The organism is Pseudomonas sp. Irchel s3b5 (genome assembly GCF_900187435.1).
Lineage (GTDB): Bacteria > Pseudomonadota > Gammaproteobacteria > Pseudomonadales > Pseudomonadaceae > Aquipseudomonas.
Genome location: NZ_FYDY01000035.1, coordinates 34,276 through 50,642 on the forward strand (window position 1 = coordinate 34,276; position 16,367 = coordinate 50,642).

The window sequence follows — 16,367 nt, forward strand, 5'->3', positions numbered from 1 at the left end:
AATGACGTGTCGTATTTGTTTTTTGTATCGCTTTGGATGGGGGGTCGCTTTTTTTGGGGGGGGGGTGTACATATCCGTTGCTGCGGTAATGGCGACTTATGGTTCCGCTCTTACAGCGGGTCACTTTTGGCAACGAACGCCCCAAAAGTAACCAAAAGGTCTCGCCCCTTACGTACGGCCCCTCGCTGAGGCTCGGCGTTCCTTCGCTCCGGCATTCATCCGGGGGCATTGCCCTCCGGTCTGCTTCGCTACGACCTACATGCAATGAGTTCGACTGCGTCGAACGGCGCTGCGCGCCAATCCCCGGATGAACACCTCCACTCAGCCTCCCGAGGGGGCGGGTGGATCAAAAGCGAAAGGCGAGCTAACGCTCGGCCTGATGAGTGGTGAGAAGCGTGGTGTACGCCAATCAACTGTAGGAGCTGGCTTGCCAGCGATGGCGGCCCAACAGCCGACCTGAATTCGCGGATGTATCACTTTCCCGAGATCAAAAGCGGAAGGCGAGCTAACGCTCGGCCTGGTGAGTGGTGAAGAGCGTGGGTGTACGCCAATCAACTGTAGGAGCTGGCTTGCCAGCGATGGCGGCCGACAGCCGACCTGAATTCGCGGATGTATCACTCTCCCGAGGGGGCGGGTGGATCAAAAGCTGCAGGCGAGCTGACGCTCGGCCTGATGAGTGGTGAGAAGCGTGGAGGTACGCCGATCAACTGTAGGAGCTGGCTTGCCAGCGATGGCGGCCCAACAGCCGACCTGAATTCGCGGATGTATCACTCCGTAGGAGCTGCCGAAGGCTGCGATCTTTTGATCCTGCCTGTAAAAAAACAGAGTCAAAAGATCGCAGCCTCGTTGCACTCGACAGCTCCTACAGGGGAGCGCGTACGCATCAGAAACAGGCCGGCCGGTAGGTCGCCTCGGACGCTGTTGCGGTACACGCCCACTCGTGAGGCCGAGCCACAGCGAGGCACCGAATGTCAGGGGCAAGAGCCCTTGGTTACTTGGGGTTGGGCGGCACTCCGTTTTTCCAAGTGACCCGCTGTAAGAGCGGAACCATTGGCGGCCGTTACCGAAGAAACGGATATACACACGAAACTCAAAACCAAAACCCAAAAAAAAGCCCCGCAATAAGCGGGGCCATAAAGGGTGCAGCAGTCATGCTTTAGGACGTTTATCCAACACGTGGCAAGCCTTGCCCTCCGACCGTTTGATCGAATGAAACGGCTGCAAAACAATCCGCGAACTGATCCCGATGTACGTCTTGATGTGCTTGCTCAGCTCCCCGCAAACAGCCTTCTGCTGTTCCTCGGTCAGATGCTGGTGCTCAGCCTTGAGCTCGACATGCACATCCACGCTGTCCAGGTTGCCATTGCGATACAGATGAATCTCATAACACTCGGCAAGTTGTTTAACTTTGAGAACCTGTTCCTCGATCTGCGTCGGAAACACGTTAACGCCACGAATGATCAGCATGTCATCGCTGCGCCCGGTGATCTTGTCGATACGCCGCATCGGCCGTGCGGTGCCCGGCAGCAGGCGCGTCAGGTCGCGGGTGCGGTAGCGGATCATCGGCAGGGCTTCTTTGCTCAATGAGGTGAACACCAGTTCGCCCATCTGTCCGTCCGGCAGCACTTCGCCGGTGACCGGGTCAATGATTTCCGGGTAGAAGTGGTCTTCCCAGATGGTCGGGCCGTCCTTGGTTTCGGCGCATTCCATGGCGACACCCGGCCCCATGATTTCCGAGAGGCCGTAAATATCCAGCGCCGTAATGCCCAGGCGGTTCTCGATGGCGCTGCGCAGTTCGGCGGTCCACGGCTCGGCGCCGAAGATACCCAGGCGCAGGGCCAGTTTGTGCGGGTCGATGCCCTGGCGCTCGATTTCATCGGCGATGTTGAGCATGTAGGACGGCGTGACCATGATGATGTCCGGCTGGAAATCCTTGATCAGCTGTACTTGTTTTTCGGTCTGGCCGCCGGACATCGGTATCACCGTGCAACCCAGGCGTTCAGCGCCGTAGTGCGCGCCGAGGCCGCCGGTGAACAGGCCGTAGCCGTAGGAAATATGCACCTTGTCGCCACGGTGGCCACCGGCGGCGCGGATCGAACGCGCCACCACGTTGGCCCAGGTGTCGATGTCGTTCTGGGTGTAGCCGACCACGGTCGGTTTGCCGGTGGTGCCACTGGAGGCGTGCAGGCGCACGATGTCGTTCATTGGCACGGCAAACATGCCGTAGGGATAGTTGTCGCGCAGGTCGGCCTTGGTGGTGAAGGGGAACTTCGCCAGGTCGTCGAGGGACTTGATGTCATCAGGGTGCACGCCCAGCGCATCGAAACGCTGACGGTACAGCGGCACGTTGTTGTAGGCGTGGTTCAGGCTCCAGCGCAGGCGCTCCAGCTGATGCTGGCGCAGCTCGTCGATGCTGGCGGTTTCCAGCGGGTCCAGCACAGGATTCAGCACGGCTTGGGCTATTGGCATGTTCATGTGTTCACTCGAATTGTTTTTGTGTTCCAGCCCTTTTGCGCAAGGGCTTTGAGTGCATGCCCCAAGGATACCTCTCGGCTCCTTGGGAATCGCGATTCTTTAGTGGGATAAACGCTCAATGATCAGCGCGATCCCCTGGCCGACACCGATGCACATGGTGCACAGGGCGTAACGGCCATTGCGTTCTTCCAGTTCGTGCAGGGCGGTGGTGACCAAGCGTGCGCCGCTCATGCCCAGTGGATGACCCAGCGCGATGGCGCCGCCGTTGGGGTTGACCCGTGGATCGGTGTCGCTCAGGCCCAGTTCACGCAGCACCGCCAGACCTTGTGCGGCGAAGGCTTCGTTGAGCTCGATCACGTCCATGTCGGCCAGGCTCAGGTTGGCCACTTCCAGCACTTTGCGCGTGGCCGGGACAGGACCGATGCCCATGATCCGTGGTTCAACGCCGGCGGTGGCCATCGCGACAACGCGGCCCCGTGCGGTCAGGCCGTGGCGCTTGGCGACTTCCGGACTGGCCAGCAGCAATGCGCAAGCGCCGTCGTTAACCCCGGAGGAATTGCCAGCGGTAATGCTGCCGCCTTCGCGGAACGGCGTCCCCAGTTTGGCCAGTTGCTCAAGCGTGGTGTCGCCACGCGGGTGTTCGTCGTGCTCGACCACTTTCGCCGGGCCTTTACGCTGCGGAATTTCCACCGCGACGATTTCCTTGGCCAGACGCCCGTTGGCCTGTGCCGCAGCGGCGCGTTGCTGGCTGCGCAGGGCGAAGGCGTCCTGGTCGGCGCGGGAGATGTTGAACTGCTCGGCGACGTTCTCTGCCGTTTCCGGCATGGAGTCGATGCCGTAGGCCTTTTTCATCAGCGGATTGACGAAGCGCCAGCCGATGGTGGTGTCGAAGATCTCGGCTGACCGGGAAAACGCCTGCTCGGCCTTGCCCATCACCAGCGGTGCGCGGGACATGGATTCCACGCCGCCCACCAGCATCAAGCCGGTTTCGCCGCTGCGAATGGCGCGGGCGGCGGTGCCGATGGCATCCAGCCCGGAACCGCACAGGCGATTGAGGGTGGTGCCCGGCACGCTGACCGGCAACCCGGCCAGCAGCGCCGACATGCGTGCGACGTTGCGGTTGTCTTCGCCAGCCTGGTTGGCGCAGCCGTAGATCACGTCGTCGACCGAGGTCCAGTCGACTTGCGGGTGACGGCGCAGCAGTTCGCGCAAGGGTACGGCGCCGAGGTCGTCGGCGCGCACACCGCTGAGGACGCCGGCGTAACGGCCAATCGGGGTGCGGACTGCGTCGATGATCAGGGCGTCATTCATTGGGAGTCTCCTGCGCCAGCACCGGGCCGCGCACTTTGTAGGATTTGCCGTGGAACAGGGCGATCAACTGACCCTGCTGGTTTTCGATGCGCACGTCATAGTTGCCGGTGCGACCGGAACGGCTCTGCTCGATGCAGTCGGCGTTCAGCGTGTCGCCCAGGCGGGCCGGGGCGATGTAGTCGATGCTGCAACCGATGGCGACGGTGGCTTCGTTGTAGCTGTTGCAGGCAAAAGCGAACGCCGAGTCGGCGAGCGCGAACAGATAGCCGCCGTGGCACGTGCCGTGGCCCTGGACCATATCGGCCCGCACGGTCATGCCGACCCGGGAGCAACCGGGGCCGGCCGAGAGCAGGCGCATGCCCATTCCCAGGCTGGCGGCGTCACGCTGGAGCAAGGCCTGGGCGCATTCGCTGGCCAACGTCATGGCTTCATGATTAGTCATGGAGGTTTCTCCCTTCGGCGACGCGACGGCGCAGCAGCAGCGACGGCCGGTAGCGTTCTTCGCCATAACTGGCTTGCAGGTTTTCCAGCGTTTGAAGAATGTGCGACAGGCCAATGGCATCGGCCCAGGCCAGCGGCCCTTGCGGATAATTGACCCCGGCGCGCATGGCCAGATCGATGTCGGCGGCCGAGGCCACGCCTTGCAGCAGCGCGTCGGCCGCTTCGTTGGCGAGCATCGCTACGGTGCGCAAGACGGCGAGTGCCGGGCTGTCGCTGAGCAGGCTGACCTTGAGGCCGGCCCGTTGCAGCAGGGCAACGCCTTGTTCGAGCGCGGCCGGATCGATCCCGGCCGAGTAGCTGATAGCGATGCGTTTGGCTTGTCCATAATCTGACGCCAGATCCAGCAGAATCAGATTGCGCAATCCATCTTCCTGGGCGCGCTGACAGGCCATGCGCCCGTCGCTCAGGGCCAGTACGGCATCGCCGACGCGCAGCAATCCTTGGCCGTCGCGCTGGATGATTTCGATGCCGTGTTCCTGCATGCGTGGAATCAGGCCCCGGGCGATGCCCAGATCACCTTCGATCACGCAGGTCTGGATTGCCGCGTCACTGCTTATTTCGGCAGGCTGTGGGCGCACCGCACCCTCGGCATAACTGTAGAAACCCTGACCGCTCTTGCGTCCCAGGCGTCCGCCGTCCACCAGTTCTTTCTGGATCAGCGACGGCAGGAAGCGCGTGTCCTGGTAATAGGCGTCGAACACCGAACAGGTCACGGCGTAGTTGACGTCGTGGCCGATCAGATCGGTCAGCTCGAACGCGCCCATGGCAAAGCCGCCGGCTTCGCGCATCAGGGCATCCAGTGTCGGGCAATCGGCGGCGCCTTCCTGCAACAGGCGCAGGCTTTCGGCATAGAACGGCCGGGCCACGCGATTGACGATAAACCCCGGCGTCGAGCGGGTGTGCACCGGTTTTTTGCCCCAGGCCTTGGCGGTGTCGTACAGGCATTCGGCGAGTTTCGGATCGCTGGCCAGGCCGGAGACGATTTCCACCAGCGCCATGACCGGTGCCGGGTTGAAAAAGTGCAGGCCGAGCAGGCGATTTGGATGTTCGAGTTGCGCGGCGATGCTGGTGATCGACAGCGACGAAGTGTTGCTCGCGAGGATGCAGTGCTCGCCGCAAATACCTTCGAGTTGACGGAACAGGGCGCGTTTGACCTCAAGGTTCTCGACGATGGCTTCGATGATCAGATCGCAGTCAGCCAGGGTTTCGATGGTTTCTGCCGCTTGCAGGCGGGCAATCGTCGCGCTACGCGACTCGGCGGACAGCTTGCCGTTCTTGACTCGCTTGCCCAATTGCCGATCGATACCTTCAATCGCTTGCGCGGCAGCGCCGGGACGATTGTCCAGCAGTAATACCGGATGGCCGGCCTGGGCCGCGACCTGGGCGATACCGGCACCCATGGCCCCGGCGCCGATCACGGCGATGCGTGCGTTGGTGTTCAGTGCGGTCATGACTCAGCGTCCCTTGAAGCTTGGGGTGCGTTTTTCCATGAATGCGCCGACGCCTTCGCGGTAGTCCTCGCTGCGCCCGGCCAGGCGTTGCAGGTCTTTTTCCAGTTCCAGCTGTTCGTCGAAACTGTTGCTCATGCTGGCGTTGAGGCTGCGTTTGATCAGTGCCAGGCCGTAGGTCGGTTGGGTCGCCAGATGGCGGGCCAGTTTCAGCGCTTCGTCGCGTAAATCGGCGTCGTCCACGCACTGGTAGATCAAGCCCCATTGCTCGGCTTGTTCGGCGCTCAGGCGATTACCCAGCAGGGTCAAAGCCTTGGCGCGGGCCATGCCGACAAGGCGCGGCAGGGTCCAGGTGCCACCGGAGTCAGGGATCAGGCCGATCTTGCAAAATGCCTGAATGAAACTTGCCGAACGCGCCGCCAGCACCAGGTCACAAGCCAGCGGAATGTTGGCACCGGCGCCAGCGGCGACGCCGTTGACCGCGCAAATCACCGGCATAGGCAGGTCGCGCAACTGGCGGATCAGCGGGTTGTAGAACTTCTCGATGGACTCGCCCAGGTCCGGCGCAGTGCTGCCCGGCGCGACATTGCGGTCGCTCAGGTCCTGCCCGGCGCAGAAACCGCGGCCTTCGCCTGTCAGCAGCAGCACGCGCACGTCCGGGTTTTGCCGAACTTGCTTGAGTGCTTCCTTCACTTCGCCATGCATCTGGGTATTGAAGCTGTTGAGCTGGTCCGGCCGATTGAGGCTGAGCAGCGCGACGCCGGCGTCGATGGAAAACAGGATGTGTTCGAAGTTCATGGTCTTGGCGCTCTCTTGGCGGTCGTTCGAGTTCTGGGATTACTGGCCGGTGAAGGTCGGCGTGCGCTTTTCCTGAAAGGCAGCGATGCCTTCGTCGCGGTCACGGGTGCCCGCCAGCACGGTGAAGGCATGGCGTTCGAAACGCAGGCCGCTGGCCAGGTCGGTGTCCATGGCTTTGAGCAGCGCTTCCTTGGCCAGGCGCACCGCCAGCGGTGCCTTGGTCGCAATATTGCGGGCGATGTGCAGGGCGCGCTCGACGGTGAATTCCGGCTGGGTGACTTCGCTGACCAGGCCGGCGCGCTGGGCCTGGCGGGCGTCGATCGCCTCGCCGGTCAGCACCATTTGCATGGCCATGGATTTGCCGACGGCGCGCAACAGGCGTTGCGTGCCACCGGCGCCGGGCATGATCCCGAGGTTGATTTCCGGTTGGCCGAAGCGGGCGTCTTCACCGGCAATGATGATGTCGGCGTGCATCGCCAGTTCGCAGCCACCGCCGAGGGCGAAGCCGTTGACGGCGGCGATCAGCGGTTTGCTGAAGCGGGTAATGGTTTGCCACGAAACCTGGCGCGGGTCGTCGAGGATGCCGACCAGGTTGCGTTCGGCCATTTCCTTGATGTCGGCGCCAGCGGCGAAGGCCTTGCGACTGCCGGTGAGGACCACAGCGCGGGTGTCGGGGTCGGCTTGCGCGATATTCAGTTCAGCGGCCAGTTCGCCCAGCAACTCGGTGGTCAAGGCGTTCAGGGCTTGCGGGCGCTGCAGGGTAATCAGGCGGACGCCAGGCTCGATCAATTCGACGGCAAGGGTCAGAGGCATGGCGGATGCTCTCGCGGTGCACGCTCGGCGTGGTGCCGGCTTGTTATTGGATCGGCTGCGGGGGCCGGTTTTGCCCAAGTATAGCTATAACGTGATACGTAAATGCAATACGAAAATAGATTTAATGTGTCCCAATGGTGTGGATTTTGGTTTTTCATCTTCCTTGTAAAGGGATGCTGATAGCAGGGATATCCCAGAAAACATTGGGTTTTGTGGCGATTTTAGAGACGTCATGGCATTCGTCGGAAAGGTGTATTTCAAGTGATACGGTTTTTGGTCTTTGTGTTGTTAAAAGTGATGTGATACAAAATGAGTCATTAATCGCATCGCTTTGTGAAGGAAGTCTCCATGACCTGCTACAGCCTTGATGGCCTGACTCCAGTGGTTGATCCGAGCGCTTATGTGCACCCGTCCGCCGTATTGATCGGTGACGTGATCATCGGCCCGCATTGCTATGTCGGTCCGCTGGCCAGCCTGCGCGGGGACTTCGGGCGAATCGTGCTGGAGGAGGGCGCCAACTTGCAGGACACCTGCGTGATGCACGGTTTTCCCGACAGCGACACGGTGGTCGAACGCAACGGCCACATCGGCCACGGCGCGGTGTTGCACGGTTGTCGGATCGGTGCCGACGCGCTGGTGGGCATGAATGCGGTGGTGATGGACAACGCCCGCATCGGGCCGCGTTCATTCGTTTCGGCGGCAGCGTTCGTCAAGGCTGGATTCGAATGCCCGGAGCAGTCGCTGGTCATGGGCGCCCCGGCCAGCGTCAAACGCAGCCTTAGCGATCAGGAAGTGGCCTGGAAGATGGCCGGCACCCGGGAGTATCAGCAACTGGCCCAGCGTTGCCTGACGCAGATGCAGGTCTGCGAACCGCTGAGCGAACCGGAGCCGGATCGCCCGCGTATCAGTGACAGCGGGTTACGCCCCAAAGGCAGCAACGCATGAACACCGACCCCCTGTAGGAGCCGGCTTGCTGGCGAAGCTGTGTCAGCTACCTTGGTGTCGACTGACACACCATCGCCAGCAAGCCGGCTCCTACAAGGGATTGGGCTTAACCCCATAGCTTTCGGTATATTCCTTTTCTTTTTTTGCACGGAACGCCCATGTCGTCCCTGACGCCCTTGAACCATCTGATTACCCGCTTCCAGGAGCAGACGCCGATCCGCGCCAGCTCCTTGATCATCACGTTGTACGGGGATGCCATCGAACCCCATGGCGGCACTGTCTGGCTGGGCAGTCTGATTCAGTTGCTCGAACCGATCGGCATCAACGAACGGCTGATCCGCACTTCGATTTTCCGCCTGACCAAGGAAGGCTGGCTGACCGCCGAAAAAGTCGGTCGTCGTAGCTACTACAGCCTGACCGGTGCCGGACGCCGCCGTTTCGACAAGGCCTTCAAGCGGGTCTACAGCACCACGATGCCGGCATGGGATGGCTCGTGGTGTCTGGTGATGTTGTCGCAACTGACCCAGGACAAGCGCAAGCAAGTGCGCGAAGAATTGGAATGGCAAGGCTTCGGCGCGATTTCGCCGATGGTGCTGGCCTGTCCGCGTAGCGACCGTTCCGACGTCAACGCGACGCTGCTCGACCTCGGCGCCCAGGAAGACACCATCGTTTTCGAAACCACCGCCCAGGACGTGTTGGCCTCCAAGGCGCTACGCCTGCAAGTGCGCGAGAGCTGGAACATCGAAGAGCTGGCGACCCATTACAGCGAGTTCATCCAGCTGTTCCGCCCACTGTGGCAAGCACTTCGCGAGCAGGAAAACCTGCAACCGGCCGATTGCTTCCTGGCGCGGATCCTGCTGATTCACGAATACCGCAAGCTGCTGCTGCGCGACCCGCAACTGCCGGACGAGTTGTTGCCCGGCGACTGGGAAGGCCGCGCCGCCCGACAGTTGTGCCGCAACATTTATCGTTTGATTTACGCCAAGGCCGAAGAGTGGCTCAACAGCGCACTGGAAACGGCCGACGGCCCGTTGCCGGATGTCGGTGAAAGCTTCTATCGACGTTTCGGCGGACTGAAGTAACACGTCATTGTTCCGGGAGTGGTGCGGTTCAGGAGACTTGAAGCATCCCGATGTCGTGTGGATTGACGTAGACAATAAAAATAAGCCTGCGTGAGGCCTGACATGATTTCTACAACTGCACAGCGCCATGATGGGTTCGACCTGTGGATCCATCAGATCAACCAGATCTGTGGCGCCTTCAACGCACAACCCCTGGGCAACGAGTTTGCCGGGCGTATCCGTGAATACCAGAGCGATGCGCTCAAGCTCAGTTTTGTCGACGTGTGCCAGGCCCGACTGTTTCGAACGCCCCATGAGGTCGCGGCGGGTGAGGGCGGCAAGTACTTCGCGGTGTTCCAGCTCGAAGGTTCGGCGGGCATGGCCCAGGGCGACGACAAGGTGTTGCTGTCACCCGGCGACATCACCTTGATCGACGCTGCGCGGCCCAGCGATTTCACCTACGGCGAAAATTCCCGGCAGCTGTCGTTGATCCTGCCGCATCAAGTGGTCGAGCAAACCCTGCGCTTCAATCAGATCAAATGCGGTCACCGGATCGCCGCGTCATCCCCCATCGCGATGTTGTCACACCGGTTGATCCTGGATGCCAGCCGTCAACAACACCTGACCCGGGAGGAAAGTGAAGCGACGCTGGAGGCGATTGTCAGCCTGTTGCGCCCGGCCATCAGCCAGAGCGACGACTGCACCGATCCGCATGAGCGCATTTTCCGCAAGACCTTGAGCTTTATCGACGCGAACATTCGCTCCGAAGAACTGTGCCCGGAATGGCTGGCACGGGAAGTCGGCATGTCGACCCGTGGCTTGTACCGGATGTTTGCCAAGAAGGGGTTGGTGGTGGCGCGTTACATCAAGAACCGTCGCCTGGATTTGTGCGCCGAATCCCTGCGGCGTTCGGGCAAGGAGCAGAAGTTGTCGGTGCTGGGTTATTCGTGGGGTTTTTCTGATTCGAGCTATTTTTCGACGGCGTTCAAAACGCGCTTCGGCATTGCGCCGGGGGAGTATCGCAAGCAGCACGCGTGATTGTTGTGCATGAACACCACCTGATCCTGTAGGAGCCGGCTTGCCGGCGATGGCGGTCTTGAGTCGTACGTCGAACTTTCGGACGCCATCGCTGGCAAGCCAGCTCCTACAGGGGTTACTGCGTGTCTACTTCGGTGCGTTGAGGTTCAAGGTCGGCGTTTCATCGAAGAAGTTCCACGGCTTCAACAGCACATGCACCCACTCCGTCGGCATGATCGGCCATTCCTCGGCCCGGGCGATGTGGGTGGTGCCGGTGGTCAGCCAGACCACGTCGTCGGTGTTCTCGATGGACTGGTTATCCTGAGTGAACTGCCCCAGCCCCGAGTCTTTGTCCGAGCGGTTCGGGTACTTGCCTTCCGGGTACTTTTCCTCCGGGTTGTACTGCGTCACCCACAGCTGCTTGTCCATGAAATTCAGGCGATGGTAGAGCCATTCGTCCTTGCCGAAGTTGGCGCCCTTGGCCACCGGATGCGTACCGCCGGCATACGGAATCAGTTGATAGGAAACGGTGTTGCCGACCTTGTTTTCCTTGCCGGGGTTGCTCAGCAGGCGCACGGTCGACGGGTCGAATTTCTGCGCTGCTTGCTGTTCGGTGGTGACCACTTTGGTGTCGGTCTGCATGGTGCTGGTGCGCGGGCCGCCACGGTCGTTGGGCAGCACCACCGGGTTCACTTCCACCAGTGAGTTCTGCTCGCCGTCCACGTCCATATCGAGGCGGAAGTTATAGATGTGCTGGTGCGTGGTGCCGACGATGTTGTGGTCCAGCAAGGTGCCGTAGCGCGTGTCTTCCTTGGCGGTGTCTTCGTGCATGGTCTTGGACTTCACGCCCTTGACCGCTTCGATGCCGGTGGCGCCGGCATCGATGCCGATGGTGCCGTTCTGCTGGAAGACCCAGTCGAAGATGTAGTCGTAGTTGCCGACGGTGCTGATCCAGCGCACCACCAGTTCACGCCGTTCGGTACTGAGGTTGGGCTGGCCCATTTCCTGGTGCTTGTATTCCGGGCCGGCGTAGCGCTCGAACACCGCCATGGCGCGCGGGATCGAGGTTGGGGCGCCAGTGTAGTCGGCGATGGTGGCGTCCAGCAGCACGGCGTTTTCCGGGGCGTCTTTACCACGGGCAATCGGCGAGGTCAGCGTGCCCATGCCGTAGTCGCCGGAGTCGAGGTACGCCTTGAAGTACCAGCCGACATCCGGGTCGCCGTAAGGCACGATCATGCCGCCCAGCGAGCCTTCGTACATGATTTTGCGCTTCTTGCCCTTGTCGTCATAAGTGACGGTGGACAGGATCGGGCCGACCCGCGAATCGAGGCGGACGTGGAAATCCCAGTTCTGCCAGTGAATGCTGTTGCCGGTGATGGTGTAGTTCTTGCCTTCTGGCTCGGTGATTTCCAGCGGCTTGACCGTCACGCCCTTGCGTCCGCGGCCGTCATACGGCGTCGGTTTCATCGGCACCGGAATGAGCGCATCGTCTTCGATCTTGATCAGCTTCTTCTGTTCCAGATCAACAATCGCCACCAGGCCTTCGATCGGGTGCGCCCAGTAGTTGCCGTCATCGACATTGAGGTAGCTGACGATTTTCAGCAATCGCTTGTCCTGCGCCAGGCCGTCCTTGCCATCGAAATAGCCGACGGTCAGCGGCGTGGCCACGACTTTCTTCACGTCGTTGATGCCGCGCTTGGCCAGGGCCTGCGCGTATTCGGGGCTGTTTTCCACGGCCGTTTGCACCGCGACGAAATCGTCCAGCAGCACCATACCGTGGGCGCCTTCGATCGGCTTCCAGGACTTGAGCTGTTTGCTGTCCAGATCCACCAACGCTTCGATCACATGCTTGCCGTCCAGCACCACAATGTTGGCCTGGCGCGGCTGCGTGACGTTTTGCCCGGTGTAGACGAAATTCCACACCTGATCCTTTGGCGGCGTCTTGACTGAGATTTCGGTGAAGCGGAAACCGGGTTTGTAGTTTTCCGATTGCTTGACGATGTCCACCGCCGCCGTGATTTCGGCTGCGCTCAGAGGATTGAGCGGGTTGGGGCGGGTCTCGACGACAAAGGTCGTGTCCAGGCCGGACTGGAACACCTGATTGATGAAGTCCTTGGACATGAAGGCCGTCTTGTCCTTGAACACCACCGGTACCGTCAGCTCCATGCGCTTGCCGTTGAGCATGGCCACTTTGCTGTTCGGCTTGACCTTGAGGTAGACCCCGTCCTTGGCGATGGTGAACAGGTTGGCATAGTCGTCCCACTTCACCGTGGCGCCAAACTCCTCAAGCCCTGCTTGCAGTGGCACCATGTCGGCATGGCCGCCATGGGCCTGGGCATTGCTCGCCCAAAAAGGCAGGCCAAGGGCGCTCAGGGAGATGGCCAGGGCGAGCCGGGCAAGGGGGGATCTTTTTGGCAGCGCGGTGGGGTTGAACATAGGGGAGATCCTGAGGAAAAGCCGGGTACGGGTGTTTTTGTACTTTGCTACAACTCGCGCAGTTCTGCTTTGGAATTGCTGCCAGATTTCTTTGGCTCTGTGCCGTCAATTGAATCGCCCGAGTGATCCTGCATGAGGATTGACACCCGGAGGGTGAGCCTGAGGGTGTTGCTGCGCATTTCGATCATTAAGTTGTGAGTTTAGGTCATTGAGTGAGAGCGAAGCGGCTCTTAGTCTGTCGGACATGTCAGATGGGGGCCGTAGAGCTCCTGCATATTTCCGTGATCGCTCGAAGTGGAGTTACCGATGACCGCCGCTCATTACCCGCACCTGCTGGCTCCGCTGGACCTGGGTTTTACCACCTTGCGCAACCGCACCTTGATGGGTTCAATGCACACCGGCCTTGAAGAGAAACCGGGTGGCTTCGAGCGCATGGCCGCGTACTTCGCCGAGCGGGCCCTTGGCGGCGTCGGCCTGATGGTGACTGGCGGTATCGGCCCGAACGAAGAGGGGGGCGTGTACTCCGGTGCAGCCAAGCTGACTACCGAAGAGGAAGCGCTCAAGCACCGCATCGTCACCCGTGCCGTCCATGATGCGGGCGGCAAGATCTGCATGCAGATCCTCCATGCCGGTCGTTATGCCTACAGCCCGAAACAGGTGGCGCCCAGTGCGATCCAGGCACCGATCAACCCGTTCAAGCCCAAAGAGCTGGACGAGGAAGGCATCGAGAAGCAGATCAGCGATTTCGTCACCTGCTCGGTACTGGCGCAAACCGCCGAGTACGACGGCGTGGAAATCATGGGCTCCGAAGGTTATTTCATTAACCAGTTCCTCGCCGCCCACACCAACCACCGCACCGACCGCTGGGGCGGCAGCTACGAAAATCGTATGCGCCTGCCGGTGGAAATCGTCCGTCGTGTGCGTGAAGCGGTAGGCCCGAACTTCATCATCATTTTCCGCCTGTCGATGCTCGATCTGGTCGAGGGCGGCAGCTCCTGGGAAGAAATCGTGCTGTTGGCCAAGGCCATCGAACAGGCTGGCGCGACCATCATCAACACCGGTATCGGCTGGCACGAAGCGCGGATTCCAACCATCGCCACCAAAGTGCCGCGCGCGGCCTTCAGCAAGGTCACGGCCAAGCTGCGTGGTTCGGTCAATATTCCGCTGATCACCACCAACCGTATCAACACCCCGGAAGTGGCCGAGCAGATCCTGGCGGAAGGCGATGCCGACATGGTGTCCATGGCGCGGCCGTTCCTGGCCGATCCGGACTTCGTCAACAAGGCCGCCGAAGGGCGCGCCGATGAAATCAACACCTGCATCGGTTGCAATCAGGCCTGCCTCGATCACACCTTTGGCGGCAAGCTGACCAGTTGCCTGGTCAACCCGCGTGCCTGCCATGAAACCGAACTCAACTATCTGCCGGTGCAGCAGTTGAAGAAAATTGCCGTGGTCGGTGCCGGTCCTGCCGGTTTGTCCGCCGCGACCGTGGCCGCAGAACGTGGTCACCAGGTGACGCTGTTCGACTCGGCCAGCGAAATCGGTGGTCAGTTCAACATCGCCAAGCGCGTGCCAGGCAAGGAAGAGTTTTACGAAACCATTCGCTACTTCAACCGCAAGTTGCAGACCACCAACGTCGAGGTGTGCCTGAACACCCGTGTCGACGTCGCTGCACTGGTCGAAGGCGGTTACGACGAGATCATCCTGGCCACCGGCATCGCGCCGCGCTTGCCGGCGATTCCGGGCGTGGAAAACGCCAAGGTGCTGAGCTACCTGGACGTGATCCTTGCGCGCAAACCGGTCGGCAAACGTGTCGCGGTGATTGGCGCCGGTGGTATCGGTTTTGACGTCTCGGAATTCCTCGTCCATGAAGGCGTAGCGACCAGTCAGGATCGTGCTGCGTTCTGGAAAGAATGGGGCATCGATACGCACCTGGAAGCTCGCGGCGGCGTTGCCGGTATCAAGGCTGCGCCTCACGCGCCGGCCCGCGAAGTGTTCCTGCTGCAACGCAAGAAATCCAAGGTCGGCGACGGTCTGGGCAAGACCACTGGCTGGATTCACCGCACCGGTCTGAAGAACAAGCAGGTACAAATGCTCAACAGCGTTGAATACTTGAAGATCGACGACGAAGGCCTGCACATCCGCATTGGTGAAACCGGCGAGCCGCAAGTGCTGCCAGTGGACAACATCGTGATCTGTGCCGGACAGGATCCATTGCGCGAGCTGCATGACGGGCTGGTGGCGGCGGGGCAGAACGTGCACCTGATCGGCGGCGCGGATGTCGCGGCGGAGCTGGATGCGAAGCGGGCGATCAATCAGGGTTCGCGGTTGGCGGCCGAGCTGTAACACACATTCAGACCACCCACCAAGGTGCTGCTAAGATGCCGGATCTTTCCAAAGATCCGGCATCATGCTTTCTTCTCCAGACAACTGGCTTCCTCACGCTCCCCTCGAACCCCTTCACCTCGACTGGCTGGCCCGCGCCGGCATCGAAGTCGCGATCCTGCGCCTGGATCAAATCGATCCGCTGATCAGCGGCAACAAGTGGTTCAAGCTGATCGAACACCTCAGGGCCGCGGAGCGAGCAGGTGCCGAGGGCATCATCAGCCTCGGTGGCGCCCATTCCAATCACCTTCATGCGCTGGCGGCGGCGGGCAAACGATTCGGTTTTTCCACCGTCGGGCTGTTGCGCGGCCATCCACAGCAAACCCCTACGGTGGGGGATTTGCAGGCATTTGGCATGCAGTTGCACTGGTTGGGTTATGGCGGATATCGCGCCCGGAATGAACCGGGTTTCTGGCAGCCGTGGCAATCCCGATATCCGACGTTGCATGCGGTGCCTGAAGGGGGTGGTGGTTTGCCCGGCGCTCGGGGTTGCATGCAGTTGAAGGAAACGGTTTGCGCGCAACTGGAGGGTTTGGGCTGGAGCGACTACGACGGCTGGTGGCTGGCCTGCGGCACTGGCACCACACTGGCCGGTCTGGTGCTGGCTGAGGCGGGGGAACATCCGGTTTACGGCGCGTTGGCGGTGCCTGATGACCATGGCGTGGCGCAACAGGTCGAATTGATCATGGAGCAAGCGGGGGCGGTGGATCCGGTGTATGAACTGTTCGATGCCAGTCGCGGCGGCTTTGCGAAGGTCGATCCAATGCTGCTCGACTTCATCGAACAGACCGAGCAGGTCAGCGGCATTCCACTGGAGCCTTTGTATACCGGCAAGGCTTTGCTGGCGCTGGAGCAGCAAGTCGAAGCAGGACAGTTTGCCAGGGGCACACGACTTGTCTTTATCCACACGGGCGGCTTGCAGGGGCGTCGCGGGTTTGATTCACCGATCTGAAGGGCATCGCCAATCAGTGTGGGAGCGAGCCTGCTCGCGATGAGGTCAGGTCATTCAATACATCTGTTGAATGATAGGGCGCCATCGCGAGCAGGCTCGCTCCTATGTATGGACTCGCCCCCACTGTCTACCTGCTTTTTAAACACTGCTACCCGGTTGCATCTATGTATAAGGCCTATTCGAGGAAGCCATCTTTGGCTTCTGGCCAACATTGGTTGAGCTCAC

Annotated in this window: 12 protein-coding genes; 5 read left to right on the top strand and 7 right to left on the bottom strand. The window is 60.9% G+C overall.

Translation table 11 applies throughout. The annotated features are described in order from the left end of the window. Window positions 1-1,149 precede the first annotated feature (1,149 nt). From paaK to paaF, 6 genes are all read right to left on the bottom strand, one after another. On the bottom strand, window positions 1,150-2,475 hold the full coding sequence (paaK, locus tag CKW15_RS24795) for a phenylacetate--CoA ligase PaaK (protein ID WP_095061016.1): 1,326 nt from the start codon (window positions 2,473-2,475) through the stop codon (window positions 1,150-1,152). 99 nt (window positions 2,476-2,574) lie between these two features. Next, window positions 2,575-3,786, bottom strand: a complete 1,212-nt coding sequence (pcaF, locus tag CKW15_RS24800) for a 3-oxoadipyl-CoA thiolase (protein WP_095152857.1) — start codon at window positions 3,784-3,786, stop codon at window positions 2,575-2,577. Next, window positions 3,779-4,228, bottom strand: a complete 450-nt coding sequence (gene paaI, locus CKW15_RS24805; RefSeq protein WP_095061013.1) for a hydroxyphenylacetyl-CoA thioesterase PaaI — start codon at window positions 4,226-4,228, stop codon at window positions 3,779-3,781. The genes pcaF and paaI overlap by 8 nt, the downstream gene beginning before the upstream one ends. Next, entirely contained in the window at window positions 4,221-5,738 is a 1,518-nt protein-coding gene (gene paaH / locus CKW15_RS24810) for a 3-hydroxyacyl-CoA dehydrogenase PaaH (RefSeq protein ID WP_095152858.1), read from the bottom strand. The genes paaI and paaH overlap by 8 nt, the downstream gene beginning before the upstream one ends. A gap of 3 nt (window positions 5,739-5,741) precedes the next feature. Next, entirely contained in the window at window positions 5,742-6,533 is a 792-nt protein-coding gene (gene paaG, locus CKW15_RS24815) for a 2-(1,2-epoxy-1,2-dihydrophenyl)acetyl-CoA isomerase PaaG (RefSeq protein ID WP_095152859.1), read from the bottom strand. A gap of 39 nt (window positions 6,534-6,572) precedes the next feature. Next, window positions 6,573-7,346: a 2,3-dehydroadipyl-CoA hydratase PaaF gene (gene paaF / locus CKW15_RS24820; RefSeq protein WP_095152860.1), complete on the bottom strand. Its 774-nt coding sequence runs from the start codon at window positions 7,344-7,346 to the stop codon at window positions 6,573-6,575. Between the two features lie 348 nt (window positions 7,347-7,694). On the opposite strand from paaF, the gene paaY reads away from it, so the two are divergent. From paaY to feaR, 3 genes are all read left to right on the top strand, one after another. After that, window positions 7,695-8,291: a phenylacetic acid degradation protein PaaY gene (paaY, locus tag CKW15_RS24825; RefSeq protein WP_095152861.1), complete on the top strand. Its 597-nt coding sequence runs from the start codon at window positions 7,695-7,697 to the stop codon at window positions 8,289-8,291. Window positions 8,292-8,449: 158 nt separating this feature from the next. After that, window positions 8,450-9,373, top strand: coding sequence for a phenylacetic acid degradation operon negative regulatory protein PaaX (gene paaX / locus CKW15_RS24830; RefSeq protein ID WP_095061004.1), 924 nt, complete (start codon window positions 8,450-8,452; stop codon window positions 9,371-9,373). 102 nt (window positions 9,374-9,475) lie between these two features. Further along, window positions 9,476-10,390: a transcriptional regulator FeaR gene (gene feaR / locus CKW15_RS24835; RefSeq protein WP_095152862.1), complete on the top strand. Its 915-nt coding sequence runs from the start codon at window positions 9,476-9,478 to the stop codon at window positions 10,388-10,390. Window positions 10,391-10,516: 126 nt separating this feature from the next. Here feaR and tynA read toward each other — a convergent pair whose 3' ends face one another. Beyond that, window positions 10,517-12,805, bottom strand: coding sequence for a primary-amine oxidase (tynA, locus tag CKW15_RS24840; RefSeq protein WP_095152863.1), 2,289 nt, complete (start codon window positions 12,803-12,805; stop codon window positions 10,517-10,519). Window positions 12,806-13,111: 306 nt separating this feature from the next. Here tynA and CKW15_RS24845 point away from each other — a divergent pair, with 306 nt between their 5' ends. After that, entirely contained in the window at window positions 13,112-15,151 is a 2,040-nt protein-coding gene (locus CKW15_RS24845; RefSeq protein WP_095152864.1) for an FAD-dependent oxidoreductase, read from the top strand. Window positions 15,152-15,215: 64 nt separating this feature from the next. Beyond that, window positions 15,216-16,142: a 1-aminocyclopropane-1-carboxylate deaminase/D-cysteine desulfhydrase gene (locus CKW15_RS24850; protein WP_095152865.1), complete on the top strand. Its 927-nt coding sequence runs from the start codon at window positions 15,216-15,218 to the stop codon at window positions 16,140-16,142. Window positions 16,143-16,367 lie beyond the last annotated feature (225 nt).

Excerpts from the sequence above, each read along its gene's own strand:
- paaK (WP_095061016.1), bottom strand. The coding sequence starts at position 2,475 with ATGAACATGCCAATAGCCCAAGCCGTGCTGAATCCTGTGCTGGACCCG.
- pcaF (WP_095152857.1), bottom strand. The coding sequence starts at position 3,786 with ATGAATGACGCCCTGATCATCGACGCAGTCCGCACCCCGATTGGCCGT.
- paaI (WP_095061013.1), bottom strand. The coding sequence starts at position 4,228 with ATGACTAATCATGAAGCCATGACGTTGGCCAGCGAATGCGCCCAGGCC.
- paaH (WP_095152858.1), bottom strand. The coding sequence starts at position 5,738 with ATGACCGCACTGAACACCAACGCACGCATCGCCGTGATCGGCGCCGGG.
- paaG (WP_095152859.1), bottom strand. The coding sequence starts at position 6,533 with ATGAACTTCGAACACATCCTGTTTTCCATCGACGCCGGCGTCGCGCTG.
- paaF (WP_095152860.1), bottom strand. The coding sequence starts at position 7,346 with ATGCCTCTGACCCTTGCCGTCGAATTGATCGAGCCTGGCGTCCGCCTG.
- paaY (WP_095152861.1), top strand. The coding sequence starts at position 7,695 with ATGACCTGCTACAGCCTTGATGGCCTGACTCCAGTGGTTGATCCGAGC.
- paaX (WP_095061004.1), top strand. The coding sequence starts at position 8,450 with ATGTCGTCCCTGACGCCCTTGAACCATCTGATTACCCGCTTCCAGGAG.
- feaR (WP_095152862.1), top strand. The coding sequence starts at position 9,476 with ATGATTTCTACAACTGCACAGCGCCATGATGGGTTCGACCTGTGGATC.
- tynA (WP_095152863.1), bottom strand. The coding sequence starts at position 12,805 with ATGTTCAACCCCACCGCGCTGCCAAAAAGATCCCCCCTTGCCCGGCTC.
- CKW15_RS24845 (WP_095152864.1), top strand. The coding sequence starts at position 13,112 with ATGACCGCCGCTCATTACCCGCACCTGCTGGCTCCGCTGGACCTGGGT.
- CKW15_RS24850 (WP_095152865.1), top strand. The coding sequence starts at position 15,216 with ATGCTTTCTTCTCCAGACAACTGGCTTCCTCACGCTCCCCTCGAACCC.